The organism is Rhizobacter sp. P5_C2, assembly GCF_054049715.1.
In genome coordinates this window covers 1-15,969 of record NZ_JBFULV010000003.1, presented here as the reverse complement: position 1 = coordinate 15,969, position 15,969 = coordinate 1, and the positions used below count along the sequence as shown (strand labels likewise).

Annotated in this window: 12 protein-coding genes; 2 read left to right on the top strand and 10 right to left on the bottom strand. The window is 68.3% G+C overall.

What is annotated here, in order from left to right:
- Window position 1: 1 nt before the first annotated feature.
- The 4 genes from ACXJLU_RS01405 to queF all read right to left on the bottom strand — a co-directional run bounded on the left by ACXJLU_RS01405 (window position 2) and on the right by queF (window position 4,376).
- Window positions 2–1,192, bottom strand: a complete 1,191-nt coding sequence (locus ACXJLU_RS01405; RefSeq protein WP_457328728.1) for a PilT/PilU family type 4a pilus ATPase — start codon at window positions 1,190–1,192, stop codon at window positions 2–4.
- Window positions 1,193–1,262: 70 nt separating this feature from the next.
- The gene (gene dapD / locus ACXJLU_RS01400) at window positions 1,263–2,087 is read right to left on the bottom strand and encodes a 2,3,4,5-tetrahydropyridine-2,6-dicarboxylate N-succinyltransferase (protein ID WP_073466789.1); all 825 of its coding nucleotides are present in this window, start codon (window positions 2,085–2,087) and stop codon (window positions 1,263–1,265) included.
- A gap of 13 nt (window positions 2,088–2,100) precedes the next feature.
- On the bottom strand, window positions 2,101–3,291 hold the full coding sequence (dapC, locus tag ACXJLU_RS01395) for a succinyldiaminopimelate transaminase (protein ID WP_457328727.1): 1,191 nt from the start codon (window positions 3,289–3,291) through the stop codon (window positions 2,101–2,103).
- Window positions 3,292–3,938: 647 nt separating this feature from the next.
- Window positions 3,939–4,376, bottom strand: a complete 438-nt coding sequence (gene queF / locus ACXJLU_RS01390; protein ID WP_457328726.1) for a preQ(1) synthase — start codon at window positions 4,374–4,376, stop codon at window positions 3,939–3,941.
- A 234-nt stretch (window positions 4,377–4,610) separates the two neighbouring features.
- Here queF and smc point away from each other — a divergent pair, with 234 nt between their 5' ends.
- Both smc and ACXJLU_RS01380 read left to right on the top strand, forming a co-directional pair.
- Window positions 4,611–8,135 carry a chromosome segregation protein SMC gene (smc, locus tag ACXJLU_RS01385; RefSeq protein WP_457328725.1) on the top strand — a complete coding sequence of 1,175 codons (3,525 nt, stop codon included), beginning with the start codon at window positions 4,611–4,613 and terminating at the stop codon, window positions 8,133–8,135.
- 22 nt (window positions 8,136–8,157) lie between these two features.
- Window positions 8,158–9,255: a cell division protein FtsZ gene (locus ACXJLU_RS01380; RefSeq protein WP_457328724.1), complete on the top strand. Its 1,098-nt coding sequence runs from the start codon at window positions 8,158–8,160 to the stop codon at window positions 9,253–9,255.
- A gap of 7 nt (window positions 9,256–9,262) precedes the next feature.
- Here the strand turns inward: ACXJLU_RS01380 and mltB are convergent, their stop codons facing one another.
- From mltB to ACXJLU_RS01350, 6 genes are all read right to left on the bottom strand, one after another.
- The gene (mltB, locus tag ACXJLU_RS01375; protein WP_457328723.1) at window positions 9,263–10,342 is read right to left on the bottom strand and encodes a lytic murein transglycosylase B; all 1,080 of its coding nucleotides are present in this window, start codon (window positions 10,340–10,342) and stop codon (window positions 9,263–9,265) included.
- A gap of 53 nt (window positions 10,343–10,395) precedes the next feature.
- Window positions 10,396–10,608 (bottom strand): hypothetical protein, encoded by a 213-nt coding sequence (locus ACXJLU_RS01370; protein ID WP_457328722.1) that lies wholly within the window; start codon window positions 10,606–10,608, stop codon window positions 10,396–10,398.
- Window positions 10,605–11,045, bottom strand: a complete 441-nt coding sequence (locus tag ACXJLU_RS01365; protein WP_457328721.1) for a hypothetical protein — start codon at window positions 11,043–11,045, stop codon at window positions 10,605–10,607. Before ACXJLU_RS01365 ends, ACXJLU_RS01370 begins: the two co-directional genes overlap by 4 nt.
- A 4-nt stretch (window positions 11,046–11,049) precedes the next feature.
- Entirely contained in the window at window positions 11,050–13,389 is a 2,340-nt protein-coding gene (locus ACXJLU_RS01360; protein WP_457328720.1) for an RHS repeat domain-containing protein, read from the bottom strand.
- A 141-nt stretch (window positions 13,390–13,530) separates the two neighbouring features.
- Entirely contained in the window at window positions 13,531–15,573 is a 2,043-nt protein-coding gene (locus tag ACXJLU_RS01355) for a transglutaminase TgpA family protein (protein ID WP_457328719.1), read from the bottom strand.
- Window positions 15,570–15,969 (bottom strand): DUF58 domain-containing protein (locus tag ACXJLU_RS01350; RefSeq protein ID WP_457328718.1); only part of this gene is annotated, 400 nt, incomplete at its 5' end. The genes ACXJLU_RS01355 and ACXJLU_RS01350, both read right to left, overlap by 4 nt.

Below are 15,969 nucleotides of genomic sequence, written 5' to 3'. Positions count from 1 at the left end.
ACTAGAAACGCGTGGAGAACCCGGTGTTGCGCTCGTCGTGCACGTCCAGCGTGATCTCGGTGAAGGTCGGTTTGTCGTCCGTTTCTTCCTTCTTCGGAACCTGGCGCGACACCGGCTCGGTGTCGTTGGCGAGGCGCCACATCAGGTTGGTCGGCGAATCGGAGAACGCGAGGCCTTCGTCGCGCGTGATCACGCCTTCGGTGATCAGGCGGGCCAGGTCGGACTCGAAGCTCTGCGAGCCTTCGGCCATCGACTTCTCCATCGCCTCCTTGACGCCGCTGAAGTCGCCTTGCTCGATCAGCTCGGACACCAGCTTGGTGTTCAGCAGCACCTCGACCGCCGGACGGCGCCCGCCGGCCGTGGCGCGCACCAGGCGTTGCGAGACGATCGCACGCAGGCCGGCGGCCAGGTCGGCGAGCAGCGCGGGGCGCGATTCGGGCGAGTAGAACGACAGGATCCGGCCGAGCGCGTGGTAGCTGTTGTTCGCGTGCAGCGTCGAGACCACCAGGTGGCCCGACAGCGCGTACGAGATCGCCATCGTCATCGTCTCGCGGTCGCGGATCTCGCCGATGTAGATGCAGTCGGGCGCCTGGCGCAGCGCGTTCTTCAGCGCGACCTGCAGCGACTGCGTGTCGCGGCCAACCTCGCGCTGGTTCACGACCGAGCGCTTGTTGCTGAACATGAACTCGATCGGGTCCTCGATGGTCAGGATGTGGCCGGCCATCTGCTGGTTGCGCTGCTCCAGCATCGACGCGAGCGTGGTGCTCTTGCCGGTGCCGGTGGCGCCGACCATCAGGATCAGGCCACGCTTCTCGAGCACCAGCGTGTTCAGTATCTGCGGCAGGTTCAGGCTGCCGAGCGCGGGGATGTCGTGCGGGATGCAGCGAAACACCCCGGCGATCGAGCCGCGCTGGCGGAATGCGCTGAGCCGGAAGCTGCCGACGCCCGACAACCCGATGCCCACGTTCAATTCGCCGGTGTCTTCCAGGTCTTCGAGCTGGGTCGGCGTCAGCAGTTCGGCCAGCAGCTGGCGCGGCTGCGTGGCGGTGAGCGGCTGGTCGCTCAGCTGCAGGATCTGGCCGTTGATCTTGATCAGGATCGGCGTGTTGGCCGACAGGTAGACGTCGGAGGCGCCCTTGTCGGCCATCATCCGCAGCACGCGTTCCATGTTGCCGCCAGTGGAGGCTGTCATCGCTGTGTCCTTTCGGGACCTTGTTGAACGGAAGAAAGCATCATGGCACGCCGGCCGGCGGGTTCAAGCCTCAGGCACGCAACAGTTCGTTGATGCTCGTCTTGGCGCGGGTTTGCGCGTCGACGCGCTTGACGATGACGGCGCAGTACAGGCTGTACTTGCCGTCGGCGCTCGGCAGGTTGCCGCTGACCACCACCGAGCCGGACGGGATGCGGCCGTAGCTGACTTCGCCGGTGGCGCGGTCGTAGATCTTGGTGCTCTGGCCGATGTAGACGCCCATCGAGATCACCGAGTTCTCTTCGACGATCACGCCTTCGACCACCTCGGAGCGGGCGCCGATGAAGCAGTTGTCTTCGATGATGGTCGGGTTGGCTTGCAGCGGCTCCAGCACGCCGCCGATGCCGACGCCGCCCGACAGGTGCACGTTCTTGCCGATCTGGGCGCACGAGCCGACGGTGGCCCAGGTGTCGACCATCGTGCCTTCATCGACGTAGGCGCCGATGTTCACGTACGACGGCATCAGGATCACGTTCTTCGCGAGGTAGCTGCCGTGGCGCGCGACGGCCGGCGGCACCACGCGCACGCCGGCGGCGCGCACTTCTTCGTCGCTGATGTGCGAGAACTTGGTCTTGACCTTGTCGAAGAAGGTCAGATCGCCGGCATGCATCAGCTGGTTGTCGTTCAGGCGGAACGACAGCAGCACCGCCTTCTTGACCCACTGGTTGACCTTCCACTGGCCGACGCTTTCGCGTTCGGCGACGCGGATGCGGCCCTTGTTCAGGTCGGCGATCACCGATTCGACGGCCTCGCGCACTTCGGGCGAGTTGACGGCGTTGATCTGGGCGCGGCCTTCCCAGGCGAGGTCGATGATGCTTTGCAGTTGCTGTTGGCTCATGGGGTTCTCGAGATCAGACGGACTTGACGAAGGAAACGATGCGTTCTGCGGCCGCTAGGCATTCCTCGACCTCGGCCACCAGGGCCAGGCGGATGCGGCCTGCCCCGGGGTTCACACCTTGCGCCTCGCGCGCCAGCAGGCTGCCGGGCAGCACCGCGACATTGTATTGAGCCAGCAAGTCGCGGGCGAAGCCCACGTCGTCGCCCTCGGGCACGGCGGCCCACAGGTAGAAGCCGGCGTCGGGCAGGCGCACGTCGAGCACCTCGGCCAGCAGCGGGGTGACCTGTGCGAACTTGCGGCGGTACTGGTCGCGGTTGTCGACCACGTGGGCCTCGTCGCGCCAGGCGGCGATGCTCGCCTGCTGCACCATCGGGCTCATCGCGCTGCCGTGGTAGGTGCGGTACAGCAGGAACTGCTTCAGCACGGCCGCATCGCCGGCGACGAAGCCGGAGCGCATGCCGGGCACGTTGGAGCGCTTGGACAGGCTGGTGAACACGACGAGGTTGCGGAAGTCGCGGCGGCCGAGCTGCATCGCGGCGTCGAGCGCGCCGAGCGGCGGGTCTTCGCGGAAGTAGATCTCGGAGTAGCACTCGTCGGAGGCGATCACGAAGCCGAAGCGCTCGCTGAGATCGAACAGCCGGCGCCATTCGTCGAGCGGCATCACTGCGCCGGTCGGGTTGCCGGGCGAGCAGACGTAGAGCAGCTGGGTGCGCGCCCAGACCTCGTCGGGCACCTGGGCCCAGTCGGCCGCGAAGTTGCGTGCCGGGTCGCTGTTGGCGAAGAAGGTCTGTGCGCCGGCCAGCAGCGCCGCGCCCTCGTAGATTTGATAGAACGGATTCGGGCAGACGACGGTCGCGCCGGGTCGGGTCGGGTCGACGAGGGTCTGGGCCAGCGCGAACAGGGCCTCGCGCGAGCCGTTGACCGGCAGCACCTGCGTGGCGGCATCGAGCGTGACGCCGTAGCGGCGCTCGACCCAGTCGGCGCAGGCTTGGCGCAGCGCGATGTCGCCGGCGGTGGCGGGGTAGCTGGCGAGGCCGCTGAAGTGGGCCGACAGGGCGTCGAGGATCAGCTGCGGCGTGGCATGGCGGGGTTCGCCGATGCCGAGGCTGATGGGCTTGAAGGCCGGGTTCGGCGTGATGTCGCGGGTGAGGGCGCGCAGCCGCTCGAACGGATAGGGATGGAGTTTGCCGAGCAGCGGGTTCATCTTGTCGATTATCGGTGCTTGCAAAGGCGCGGGTGGGGAGGCTGTGGCTCGCCGGACGGGCCGGTCATTGCCCCTGGCGGGGCAACGACTTCCCTCCGCTGGCTGGTTTCATGGCCCGTCGCCGAAACTCCCGCCACTCACTGCGTTCGTTGTGGTCAAACAGTCGGCGACAGTCAGTTCACGAAGCGTGCTGGCGCACGCGGGCCATGAAACCAGCCAGCTCCGGCGCCCCGCCCCTATTGGCGCTCCACAGCCTCCCCACCCGCGCCTTTGCCGACACCGCCGCTCTGTGTGTGGGGTGGAAAAGACTGAACAGACAGACGAAGCGTGCAAACGCTCGCACGCTCAACCCTCACTTCAATCTTTTCCCCCCAACAAGCGCAGGTGGTGCAGCGCGGCGGGTGGCGGGAGGGGGTGGGGGCGATTTCTGGGGCGACGAAGAAGATCGGCTTCGGGGGTGGCGGGCGCAGCCCGCTTCGTGGACTGACTCATCGGCACTGTCTGACCACAACGAACGAAGTGAGTGGAGGGAGTTTGCCGATGCACCCCCGAAGCCGATCTTCTTCGTGGAGTCGGCCCCCCGGGCCGACCGCCCCAGCATGAGCCCCCAGCCCCTCCCGCCACCCGCCGCGCCGCACGCAGAAAGATCAGAGCAGTCCCGACTCCGCCCCATGCGCCGGCATCTGCACCACCGGCAGCGGCTTCCAGCCCTTCTTGCGGTGCTCCGCCACCACATTGGTATAAATCCCGCCCCGCACGTACCACTTCGCGGTGATGCGGATGAAGCGCGGGTCGGTCGCCTTCACGATGTCGTCGAGGATGTCGTTCGTCACCTTCTCGTGGAACGCGCCTTCATTGCGGTAGCTCCACATGTACATCTTCAGGCTCTTCAGCTCGACGCAGAGCTTGTCCGCAATCATGTCGATCGTGAAGTGCGCGAAATCGGGCTGCCCCGTCAGCGGGCAGTGGCAGGTGAACTCGGGCACCTGGAACTGGATCGCGTAGTCGCGCTTCGGGCTCGGGTTCGGGAACACGTCGAGCTGCTTGCTCGGCATCGACGGCGGCTTGGCCGGCGCCTCACGCATGCGCAACGGGGTGGCGGGCGGGGCGACTTTCGCAGACAACTTCGACAACTTGGGTACCTTGGCCATAGAAGGGGGCGTCACGTTTTGAGAGGGTTTCGGCGGGCTGCCGCAAGAGGGCGCGATGGTATCATCGCGCCTCGCCCGAAGTCCGCGTACGCGTGGAATTCCCTAAATAAATCAATGACTTAGGCGACTTGCGGCACCCTCCGCCGCGGCCCGCCGGGACTGCTCTCCATGCGTCTGAACTCCATCAAGCTGTCGGGCTTCAAGTCATTCGCCGAACCGACGCACTTCCAGCTGCCGGGCCAGCTGGTCGGCGTGGTCGGGCCCAACGGCTGCGGCAAGTCCAACATCATGGACGCGGTGCGCTGGGTGCTGGGCGAATCGAAGGCCAGCGAACTGCGCGGCGAATCGATGCAGGACGTGATCTTCAACGGCTCCGGCAACCGCAAGCCGGCCAGCCGCGCCAGCGTCGAGCTGGTCTTCAGCAACGAAGACGCCCGCGCCGGCGGCCAGTGGAACCAGTTCACCGAGATCGCCGTCAAGCGCGTGCTCACCCGCGACGGCACCAGCAGCTACTACATCAACAACCAGCCGGTGCGCCGCCGCGACGTGCAGGACGTCTTCCTCGGCACCGGCCTCGGCCCGCGCGCCTACGCGATCATCGGCCAAGGCACCATCAGCCGCATCATCGAAAGCAAGCCCGAGGAGCTGCGCCTGTTCCTCGAAGAAGCCGCCGGCGTCTCGAAGTACAAGGAACGCCGCCGCGAAACCGAGAACCGGCTGAAAGACACGCGCGAGAACCTGACCCGTGTCGAAGACATCCTGCGCGAGCTGAACGCCAACCTCGACAAGCTGGAGAAGCAGGCCGAGGTCGCGACGCGTTACCGCGGCTTGCAGGAGTCCGGCACGCTGAAGCTGCACCAGCTGTGGTTCCTGAAGCACCGCGATGCAGCCAGCGAGCAGGACCGCGTGAAGAAAGAGGTGCTGGAAGCCACCAACGGGCTCGAAGCCCGCATGGCCGAGCTGCGCCACGGCGAGGCCGAGCTCGAGACCATCCGCCAGGCCCACTACGCCGCGAGCGACGAGCTGCACACCGCGCAGGGCGCGCTGGCCGAGGCCTCGCTCGAAGTGAGCCGGCTCGAAGAGCGCATCCGCTACGTGGTCGAGGGCCGCCAGCGCGTCGAGCAGCGCCTGACCGAGCTGAAGGTGCAGAGCGAGCAATGGGCCGAGCGCTCGCAGCAGGCGCAGGACGAGCTGGAGCAGATCGCCGAGCAGATCGCCGGCGCCGACGAGCAGGCCGAGGTGCTGGCCGCGCAAGCCGAAGAGCAGGCCGGCAACCTGCCGCAGGTCGAAGACGCGGTGCGTGCCGCGCAGAACCGCAGCAACGAGCAGCGCACCGCCGTCAGCGGCGTGCAGCAGCAGATCCAGGTGCTGGCGGCCGAGAGCCGCAACCTCGACGACCAGCGCCGCCAGTTCAACGCGCGCCGCGAGCGCCTCGACGGCGAGCGCCGCCAGCTCGCGTCGCCCGACATGGCGCGCCTGGCCGAGCTTAAGCAGCAATCGGCCGCGGCCGACGAGCAGCAGGGCGTCGCCGATGCGCGCCTGCACGAGCTGCAGGAGCAGGTGCCGGCGCTCGACGAAGCGCGCCGCGACACGCAGGACCAGGTCAATGCGCAAGGCGGCCGCCAGGCCGACCTGAGCGCCCGCCTCGACGCACTGCGCGCGCTGCAGGAGAAGGTGCAGACGGAAGGCAAGCTGAAGCCGTGGCTCGCCAAGCACGGCCTCGAAGGCCTGCAGGGCTTGTGGACCAAGATCCACATCGAGACCGGCTGGGAGACCGCGCTCGAAGCCGCGCTGCGCGAACGCATCAACGCGCTCGAAGTGAGCCGCATCGAGACGGTGCGCGCCTTCGCGACCGATGCGCCGCCCGCCAAGCTGGCGTTCTACACACCACCGCAGGGCGTCATCTCGAACACCCACCAGACGCTGTCGAAGCTGAGCGACCTGCTGCGCCTGGACAACCACGACCAGGCCGGCCTGAAGGCGCTGCTGAACGACTGGCTCGAAGGCGTCTACACGGCGGCAAGCATCGATGAAGCACTGGCCGAGCGATCGAAGCTGACCCACGGCGAGGTCATCATGACCCGCGAGGGCCATGCGGTCAGCCAGTTCGCGGTCGCCTTCTACGCCCCCGATTCCGAGCAGGCCGGCATGCTGGCCCGCGCCCAGGAGATCGAGAACCTGGAGCGCCAGCTGAAGGCGCAGACGCTGATCGCCGAAGAGTCGCGCAGCGCGCTGGTGCGGGCCGAGGCGGCCTACACCGATGCGTCGCAGCGGCTGGTCGGCGCGCGTCGCGAAGCCGCCGAGACGCAGACCCGCGCGCACCAGCTGCAGGTCGAGCTGCTGCGCCTGTCGCAGCAGGCCGAGCAGACCAGCGCGCGCCGCGAGCAGCTCGATGCCGAGCTCGGCGAGATCGACGCCCAGCTGGAAGAACTCGATGAACGCCGCGCCACCGGCGAAGCGCGCTTCGAGGAACTCGACATGCAGCTCGCGACCACGCAGGAGCGCCACGCCGAACTCGACGAAGGCGTGATCGCCGCCGAACGAAAGCTTGCTGATGCGCGCGAGCAGCTGCGCTCGCTGGAGCGCCAGGCGCAGGAGGCGCAGTTCTCGTCGCGCGCGCTGGCCGCCCGCCGCGGCGAGCTGCAGCGCAGCATCGAGACCGCGCAGCAGCAGGTCGCGTCGAACGAGGCGTCGTTCGAGCAGTTGCAGGCCGAGCTGGTGAAGCTGACCGATGCGTCGGCCCAGGTCGGGCTCGAAGACGCGCTGGCCCTGAAGCTCGACCGCGAGGCCGCGCTCGGCGCCAAGCGCAGCGAGTACGACGACCTGACGCTGCGCCTGCGCCGCGCCGACGAACAGCGCATGGCGCATGAGCAGAGCCTGCAGCCGCTGCGCGACCGCATCACCAAGCTGCAGCTCGAAGAGCAGGCGGCACAGCTCGGCGGCGCGCAGTTCCTCGAGCAGCTGACCGCTGCCGAGGTCGACCTCGCGGCGCTCGCGCAGAACATCGCCGACAACAGCGTCAAGCTGTACGGCCTGCAGGGCGAGATCGACCGCATCAACCGCGACATCAACGCGCTCGGCGCGGTCAACCTCGCGGCGCTCGACGAGCTCACCGCGTCGCGCGAGCGCAAGACCTTCCTCGATTCGCAGAACGCCGACCTGAACGAGGCGATCAGCACGCTCGAAGGCGCGATCCACAAGATCGACCTCGAAACGCGCGACCTGCTCGCCAGCACCTTCAACCAGGTCAACGAGCATTTCGGGCGCATGTTCCCGAGCCTGTTCGGCGGCGGCCAGGCGAAGCTGATGATGACCGGCGACGAGATCCTCGATGCCGGCGTGCAGGTGATGGCGCAGCCGCCGGGCAAGAAGAACAGCACGATCCACCTGCTGTCGGGCGGCGAGAAGGCGCTGACCGCGATCGCGCTGGTGTTCGCGATCTTCCAGCTGAACCCGGCCCCGTTCTGCCTGCTCGACGAGGTCGACGCGCCGCTGGACGATGCCAACACCGAGCGCTACGCGAAGCTCGTGAAGCAGATGGCCGAGGGCACGCAGTTCCTGTTCATCAGCCACAACAAGATCGCGATGGAGATGGCCGAGCAGCTGATCGGCGTGACGATGCAGGAGCAGGGCGTCTCGCGCATCGTCGCGGTCGACATGGAAGCGGCGGTCAGCTTGGCCGAGGCAGCCTGATGGCGATCACGCCGCAGCGCCGATGAGCACCTTGACGGTCTCGCTGGCCGCGCTGGGCGGCGTCGTGCTGGCCGGCGTGATCGCGCATGGCGCGTGGCAGGCCCGCAAGGCCGGGCCGCGGCGGCCGATGGAGGCGTTGCCGGCGCCGGGCGGAGCGACCGCAACAAGCGCAGGTCGCGAGACCACCGAGCAGCGCGAGCCGGTGTTCGGCGAGCCGCAACCGGCGTCGACCGGTGACGACCCCACCGCGCGCATCGACCTCGGCAGCGCGCTGCAGCCGCCGCCGGTGCGGCGCGCGACCGTGCGCATCGACGCGCTGATCGACGCGATCGCGACGCTGACGCTCGATGCGCCGGTCAGCGCCGAATCGGTGCTGCCGCACCTGCCGCCGACGCGCCGCGCCGGCAGCAAGCCGTTCCTGATCGAAGGGCTGAACGCTGACAGCGGCGAATGGGAACCGCCCACCGCCGGCCAGCGCTACGGCGAGTTCCAGGCCGGGCTGCAACTGGCCAACCGGATGGGCGCGGTCAACGAGATCGAGTACTCCGAGTTCGTGCAGAAGCTGCAGGCCTTTGCCGAATCGATCGGCGCGATGGCCGATTTCCCCGACATGCTCGATGCGGTCGCCCGGGCGCGCGAACTCGATGGCTTCGCCGGCGCGCACGATGCGCAGCTCGCGGTGCACCTGCAGGCGCGCTCGGCGGCGTGGAGCGTCGGCTACATCCACCAGCATGCGGCGCGGCACGGTTTCGTGCCGGGCGTGGTGCCGGGCCGGCTGGTGCTGCCGGCGGCCGACGAGGGGGCGCCGCCGGTGCTGACGCTGAGCTTCGATTCGCAGGCGGCGTTTGCCGACGACCCGAACAAGTCGGTGGTGCGCGACGTGACGCTGAGCTTCGACGTGCCGCAGACCGATGCGCGCGCCGAGCCGTTCATCGCGTGGCAGGCGAGCGCGCAGGCCTTGTCGCTCGGCATGGACGCGGCGATCGTCGACGACAACGGGCAGCTGCTGCGGCCCGAGGGGTTCGCCGCGATCGGCGGGGAACTGGGGCAGCTGTACCAGGCGCTGGAGACGCACGACCTGGCGGCGGGGACCGCGGCGGCGCGGCGGCTGTTCAGCTGACGGTGTCCTACCTCATCGCAGCAACGGCCCGTCCCAGCTCGATCACCGCCAGCGCGTAGTAGCTGGACCAGTTGTAGCGCGTCACCGCATAGAAGTTCGGCGTGCCCGCCACGTAGCTCGGCGCGGCATCGCCGTTCTGCAGCTCGATCAGCGCGAGCTTGTCGCCGAATTCGCGCGCCGCGGCCGGCAGTGCGGCGCCGTGCGCGAGGAATTCCTGTGGCGTGAAGCTGGGCACGATGTCGGGCACCAGCAGCGTCGCGCGGTCGGCGGCATCGACCGGCGCGGCCACGTCGAAGTGCGTCGGCATGCCGCGCTGCCAGCCGAACTCGGCCAGGTAGTGCGCGACGCTGCCGACGATGTCGGCGCCGCTCGTGTGCAGGTCGACGCGGCCGTCGCCGTCGAAATCCACCGCATAGCGGTTCCAGCTGCTCGGCATGAACTGCCCCATGCCCATCGCGCCGGCATAGCTGCCTTTCAGCGCGAGCGGGTCGATGTTCTCGCTGTGGCACAGCACGAAGTACTGCTCCAGCTCGTCGCGGAAGAAGCCGCTGCGGTCGCGCCGGCCGGTCGGGAAATCGAAGGCCAGCGTGGCCAGCGCATCGATCACGCGGAAGCCGCCCATCTGCTGGCCGTAGATCGTCTCGACGCCGACGATGCCGACGACGATCTCGGCCGGCACGCCGTAGAGTTCTTCGGCGCGCGCCAGCCATTTCTCGTTGTCGCGCCAGAACGCGAGGCCGGCGCGGATGCGCTTGGGTTCGACGAAGCGGCCGCGGTAGGCGGCCCAGTTCTTCGCGGTGCCGGCCGGCGGCGGCATGATGAACTTCGCGACGTTCGGGATGTAGCGCGCCTCGGCCAGCTGCGATTGCACCCAGCCGGCGTCCAGGCCCTGCCGCTCGGCCAGCTCGGCGCCGAAGCGCATCACGTCGTCGCGGCCGGCGTAGCTCACCGTGTCGGGGGCGTTCTCGACGCGCGCCGCTGCGGGAGCAGGGTGCTTCTTCTTCGGCTTGGCGTGGGCGATGCTGGTGTCTAGCAGCAATGCGAGGACCAGTGGTGCGAGCAGCAGGTAGGGGCGCGAAAAGAGCATGCGCGGATTATCGGTGTCTGCGGGAGCGACCTGCACCAAGAGATCCCGCGCGGTTATCGCAGTTGCGAACCGTCTGGATTGACGGCCTCTTCATCTTTTCGAGACGGGTAGTAAATTTTCTTGAAGGGATCGGTTGCCTGGTACACCTCGTCGATGAACGCGATGTCGCGACCGTCGGAGAAGATCAGCGAAAACTCCTCGTCCGACGCTTGGAAGATGTCGTAGACGCAATTCTCTGCGCCATCGATCACTTGAATGTTCTTCATTGCCGGGGTCCTTGCGGCGCCGGGATGGTGAAGTGGCCCAAGACCTCGTAGTCGTTCAGGATGTACAACGTGTCTCCTGGTTCGATACGTCCTCGGATCGCAACTTCAATGGATCGGGGGCATTCGCAAGATGCGTTCGAGCCCGGCACCGGCTGATTGAGGACAAGGGTGCTGCGATGTTCGAGCGTGGCGGTCATGAAGGGCTTGATGGCCTCCCCCTCGCAACGAGTTGGCGTGATCGCCGATACAAGATACCCGTCGGCCATAGGCTTCAACGACATCGACTGGCCGTCACGGAAGTCGACGCAGGCCGAACTCGATTGAAGCGTCACGCCGGTCTGCAGGGTGAAGGCGGGTTCCTTGCCGAGTTTGTCCGAGCAGGAACTCAAGAACGGCAGGACGACCGCGGGAGCAATCCAACAAAGTGGCCATTTCATTCCATCACCATGCATTCGAGGGCGGCGCTGCCGGATCAACTCGTGGCTCGATCGGGCCATTGGGACCGAAGATTCGCCACATGCCCGGTTCGAGCCAGTTGGGGATACCGTTCCACCAAGAGTTCTTGTCCTGGCTCAATGGAGGTGCGGAGAAAGGGATGGTAGTAGCCCAGGGCGTCGTCCATGTCCAGGATGTGGATGCGAGCACATTCCCTGCCCGAAGTCTTGCGAGTTGCTCTGCGATGGAGTTCTCTCCTTCGCCTGCACGGCAAGCGTTGATCTTGACAAGCTGCTTCGGTTTGCATCCCTTCGAGTTCAACAGAGTGTTGAGCTGGCTGGTATTGCGATGCCCGACGGAAGACGGGCTGCCGTGCGACACGATCAGACAGATTTCGGGGTCATCCGGCTCGTTGAGTGCCGCTGGATAGTTGGGGTCATTCTCCGGCAGCAAGATGATCTTCAAGAGCCCGGATGGGTCGACGCTGGTCAGCGGAGAAGCATCAACATATGAGTAGGTCGATGGACTCCCTCCCAGCAGGCCGATCGGATCGCTCTGCGTGTAGCGCCCTCCGTCAGGCCCGTAGTAGCGGAACTGGTTGTAGAACAGCCCGCTCTCCGCATCCGCGTACTGCCCCGGAAAGCGCAGGTTCTGCGTGAAGGCCCCCAGCCCCTGCGGATCGACCTCCGGCGCGGTCGTGCCGAACGGCTCGGCCAGCCAGCGCCAGCGCATGCGGTTCTCGCGGTCGACCACGATGCGCGGCGCGTTCAGGTGGTCGGTGTGGATGAAGTACACCAGCGGCTCGCCGCTCGGATCGRCCGGGTCCGGCGTGAACATCGCCATCGGCGTGTCGCGCAGCCACACGTATTCGCGCAAGGCCGCGCCGTGCTGGTCGTACTCGCCCAGCAGGTGTTCCTGGGGGTCGTACACGAACAGCGTGGTGCCGGCCGGGCCGGTGCTGCTGACCTTGCGCACGCGTTGCCCCTTGGCGTTGTAGGTGTAGTGCGTCGTCACGCCGGCCTTCGTGATCGCCGTCAACTGCCCCCGCAGGTTGAACCTGGCCGTGTAGCCGGCGCTGTCGCTCGTGGTGTTGCCGGCGGCGTCATGCGCAAAACTGCGCGCCGGGTTCGTGATGGCCGTCAGCCGGTTGCTGGTCGCCTCGGTCGTGTACACGCTCGGGCTGCCGTTCAGGCTCAGGCTGGCGCGGTTGCCGTTCGGGTCGTGCGTGATCGCCCAGGTGGCCGCGTTCGTCGTGATGTGCGTGATGCGGCTGTTCTCGTCGTAGCCGAAGCGCCGGTCCAGTGCCGGTCGCGGTGTGCCGTCGGGCGCCAGGTGCGTGAAGCCGACGATGCGGTTCGCCGCGTCGTAGTGGATGTCGCGGAACCCATCGCCGAAGGTGTGGCGCGTCATCCGCCCCGCGAGGTCGAAGAAGCGCCGGTTCGCCAGCGTGCCGTTCGCCATGTGCGCGGTCCAGCGCTTGAGCGAGCCGGCGAATGGCGTCCAGTCGATCTGCGTGAACAAGGGAACGGGCGGGCCGTCGCTGCTGCGGGCCAGCGCCATCGCGGTCATCTCGCCGTCCACCCAGGTCATCGTGAGCCGGCGTCCCGAGGGGTAGGCGATGCTGCTCGGGTTGCCCAGCGTGTCGCCGTAGACCACCAGCAGGTCGAGCGCATTCGGGTTGCCGCCTGTGCTGGCGTCCAGGTGCTGCAGATCGCGGGCGATCTTGCCCTGGTCGTCGTGGCCGTAGCGGTTCCATCCACCGGGGAAGGCAGTGCTCGTGAGCCTGCCCATGCCGTATGAAAAGTCAGGCCCCCGCTCGCTGTAGGCCAGCGTGACCGTCTCGCTCGCGTGCCCGTTCTTCGAGGTCTGCGCGCTCGTCAACCGGTCGCTGAGGTCGTAGCCGTAGGTGGTCAGCACGCCGCGGCTGTCGGTGCGGGTCTTCAGGTTGCGGGCGGCGTCGTAGGTCAATCGATCGGTGCCGGAATCCGGGCTGATCCGCTGCTGCACGTCGCCGAAGCCATTGCGTGGGTACTGCGTGACCAGCCCGCGCGGGTCGGTGACCTGCGTGGGCCGATCGCCGCCGTCGTAGCCGATGCTCGTCGTGCCGTTGCGCGGATCGGTCGTTTCAATGACGCGCCCGAGCGTGTCGTGGTGAAACCGGGTCTCGAGGTTCAGCGTGCCGGCTCCGCGGATGATCTTCGTGAGCCGACCCTGGGCGTCGTACTCGTAGCGCTCCAGCGGCATCGGTGATACCGGCGGGGGCGGCAGGGTCTGGGCTTGGGCCGTGAAGGCCGCTGCAAGGTGCACGAGCGCAACGGCCGTGCGCCGGACGGAGGGAGTTGCCATGAACGAGGCTCCTGGGGATTCGGTGGAATGGCCCCAACAGCCCGGGCGCGATGCGCGATGCTAAAAAAAAGCCGAGCGTGCCGGCTCCTTACTTTCTACAGAATTGCGCAGTACGCAGCGGATCGGCGCGTCCTGAGCGCGTCAGTTCCTGGCAAGCGTCCGCAGTTCGGAACGCACTGCGCGCAGCCATGGTGCCGAAGGCCGCTCGATCGCGCCGCGACCATAGCGCTGCGCGTCGAGCGCCTGCAGCAGCGCCGCCAGCGCGGCACCCCGCGCACCGAAGCGCGCATCGACCTGGGCCGCCAGCGCCCGCGGCGTGTCGTGCGGCAACGCGGCCAGCCCCAGCCGCTGCAGCGCGGCGCGCAACTGCCGCGCCTGCCGCTGCCACGGCTCCTGCCGGTGCCGGTCCCACCACGCCCAGCCGGCGCCCAGCAGCGCCAGCGTGCTCAGCGTGCCGATCAGCAGCAACGCCAGGTCTTCCCAGCTCGGCGAGCTGAAGCCCAGGTTCTTCAGCAGGTCGAGCTGCTGCCCGCGCGAGTAGTTCAGCACCCACTGGTTCCAGCGGTTGTTGACCGACTCCCACGCGCCGCGCAACTGCGCCAGCAGCGCCGGGCTCATGGAGCCGAGTGCACCCGCCACCAGCCCCGGCTGCGGCGCGAGCCGCGTGCTGCGCGCGATGCGATCCGGCGCCACCGCGGCGGTCGGGTCGGCGCGCACCCAGCCGATGCCTTCCTGCCAGTACTCGGCCCAGGCATGCGCTGAGCTCTGGCGCACGATGTAGAAGCCGTCGACCGGCGCCGGGTCGGTGCCCTGGTAGCCGGTGACGACCCGCGCCGGCACGTCCATCGCCCGCATCACGATCACGAACGCGGCGGCGAAGTGCTCACAGAAGCCGAGCTTTCGATCGAGCCAGAACTCGTCGACGGCGGTGCGCGGATCGGCCTCTCCGTACAGGCCCGGTGCCAGCGTGTAGCCGAAGCCGCCGATGGCGATGTGCTGCAGCACCGCGCGGGCCAGCGTGCCCGAATCGGCCTGCGCCAGATCGGGCCGCTTCAGCAGCTGCGTGGCCCAGGCGATCGTGCGCGGGTTGTAGCCGGTGGGCAACTGCACGAACTCGCGCAACTCGTTGCCGCGTTTCACCGGCCCGTGCTGGAAGCGCGTGTGCGCGACCGCCGTGAAGCGCAGCCGTTCGGTGACCGGCCGCTGCGTGCGCCACGACAGATCGTCGCGGGGTGACACCGGCAGGTTCTCGATCGGCTCGACCTCGGTCGTCGCCTCCAGCAGCGGCAGCAGCGGCAGCCGCAGCGGCTCGAGCGTCACCTCGTAGCGGTACGCTGGGCCGTCGGTTCGCAACGCGCCGCGCAGCGGCGGCGCGAACTCGGAGCGGAACAGCGGCCGCCATTCATCGCCGTCGTAGCGCGCGAGCACCGGGCCGCGGAAGTACATCGCCTCGGGCGGCGGCACCGGCCCGAGGAAGCGGATGCGCATCGCGACGCTGTCGTCGTTCGCGACCTCGGCGACCGACCCCATGCGCATGCTGTTGGACAGGCCGGTCGTCGACATGCCGTCCTGCGGCACGCCCCACAGCGGCCCGAGGCGCGGGAACATCACGAACAGCAGCACCATCACCGGCGCGCCCAGCGCTGCGCTGCGCAGCGCCAGCCGCGCCGCCTTGCGCAGCTGCGGCTGCCCGACCGGCATGTGCGCGAGCACCAGCGCGGTCAGCAGGCCCCACACCGACAGCAGCATCGCGGCCGCGACCGGCAGCGACTGCGAGTACAGGAAGTGCGTCAGCACGAGGAAGAAGCCGAGGAAGAACACGACGAAGGCATCGCGCCGGGCGCGCAGCTCCAGCGTCTTCATCGACATCAGCACCACCGCGAGCGTGATGCCGGGCTCCTTGCCGAGCAGCGAACGGAACGAGAACAGCGTCAGCCCGATCGCGAGCGCCAGCAGCCCGCCGCGCACCCAGCGGTTGGGCAGCGCGCTGCCGCTCAGCGCGAGGTGGCCGCGCCACAGCAGCACGCCGACGGTCAGCGCAGCGCACCATGGCGGCAGGTGCAGCAGGTGCGGCAGCACGGTCCAGGCGATCACGAGCAGCAGGAACAGCGTGTCGCGCGTGTCGCGCGGCAGGTGTCGCCAGCCGGGCCAGCGCGGCAGCCAGGCGGTCGCTGTCGCGTTCATGTGCCCGCTCCGCTGCCGCCGTGCAAGGCCAGCGCCTCCAGGCAACGCCGGCGCTGCAGCTCGCCCTGGGCGGGATCGATCTGCAGGCCGGGCAGGCGCAGCCCGTAGTCGGCGCCGGCGCGCTCGGCCGACAGCACCCAGGCGGCCAGCCGCGACAGCCGATCTTCGGGCGCGAGGCCGGCGCAGCGCTGCCAGTCGAGCCAGAGCTGCTGCTGCACCGTGGCGCTGGTGTCGCGGCTGACCAGCTCGCCGCCGGTCTCGAGGCTGCGCGCGGCCTTCTTCCAGACCACCAGCTTCAGCGGGTCGCCGCGCCGGTAGCTGCGCACGCCTTCGAGTTCGCCACCATCGGTGCGCCGGCCGGTGGCCGGGCCGCCGGGCGTCGGGTGGGCCGGCGGC

What these genes read in the sequence shown, in the direction of transcription:
- ACXJLU_RS01405 (WP_457328728.1), bottom strand. Translation starts at nt 1,192, where the DNA reads ATGACAGCCTCCACTGGCGGCAACATGGAACGCGTGCTGCGGATGATG.
- dapD (WP_073466789.1), bottom strand. Translation starts at nt 2,087, where the DNA reads ATGAGCCAACAGCAACTGCAAAGCATCATCGACCTCGCCTGGGAAGGC.
- dapC (WP_457328727.1), bottom strand. Translation starts at nt 3,291, where the DNA reads ATGAACCCGCTGCTCGGCAAACTCCATCCCTATCCGTTCGAGCGGCTG.
- queF (WP_457328726.1), bottom strand. Translation starts at nt 4,376, where the DNA reads ATGCGTGAGGCGCCGGCCAAGCCGCCGTCGATGCCGAGCAAGCAGCTC.
- smc (WP_457328725.1), top strand. Translation starts at nt 4,611, where the DNA reads ATGCGTCTGAACTCCATCAAGCTGTCGGGCTTCAAGTCATTCGCCGAA.
- ACXJLU_RS01380 (WP_457328724.1), top strand. Translation starts at nt 8,158, where the DNA reads ATGAGCACCTTGACGGTCTCGCTGGCCGCGCTGGGCGGCGTCGTGCTG.
- mltB (WP_457328723.1), bottom strand. Translation starts at nt 10,342, where the DNA reads ATGCTCTTTTCGCGCCCCTACCTGCTGCTCGCACCACTGGTCCTCGCA.
- ACXJLU_RS01370 (WP_457328722.1), bottom strand. Translation starts at nt 10,608, where the DNA reads ATGAAGAACATTCAAGTGATCGATGGCGCAGAGAATTGCGTCTACGAC.
- ACXJLU_RS01365 (WP_457328721.1), bottom strand. Translation starts at nt 11,045, where the DNA reads ATGAAATGGCCACTTTGTTGGATTGCTCCCGCGGTCGTCCTGCCGTTC.
- ACXJLU_RS01355 (WP_457328719.1), bottom strand. Translation starts at nt 15,573, where the DNA reads ATGAACGCGACAGCGACCGCCTGGCTGCCGCGCTGGCCCGGCTGGCGA.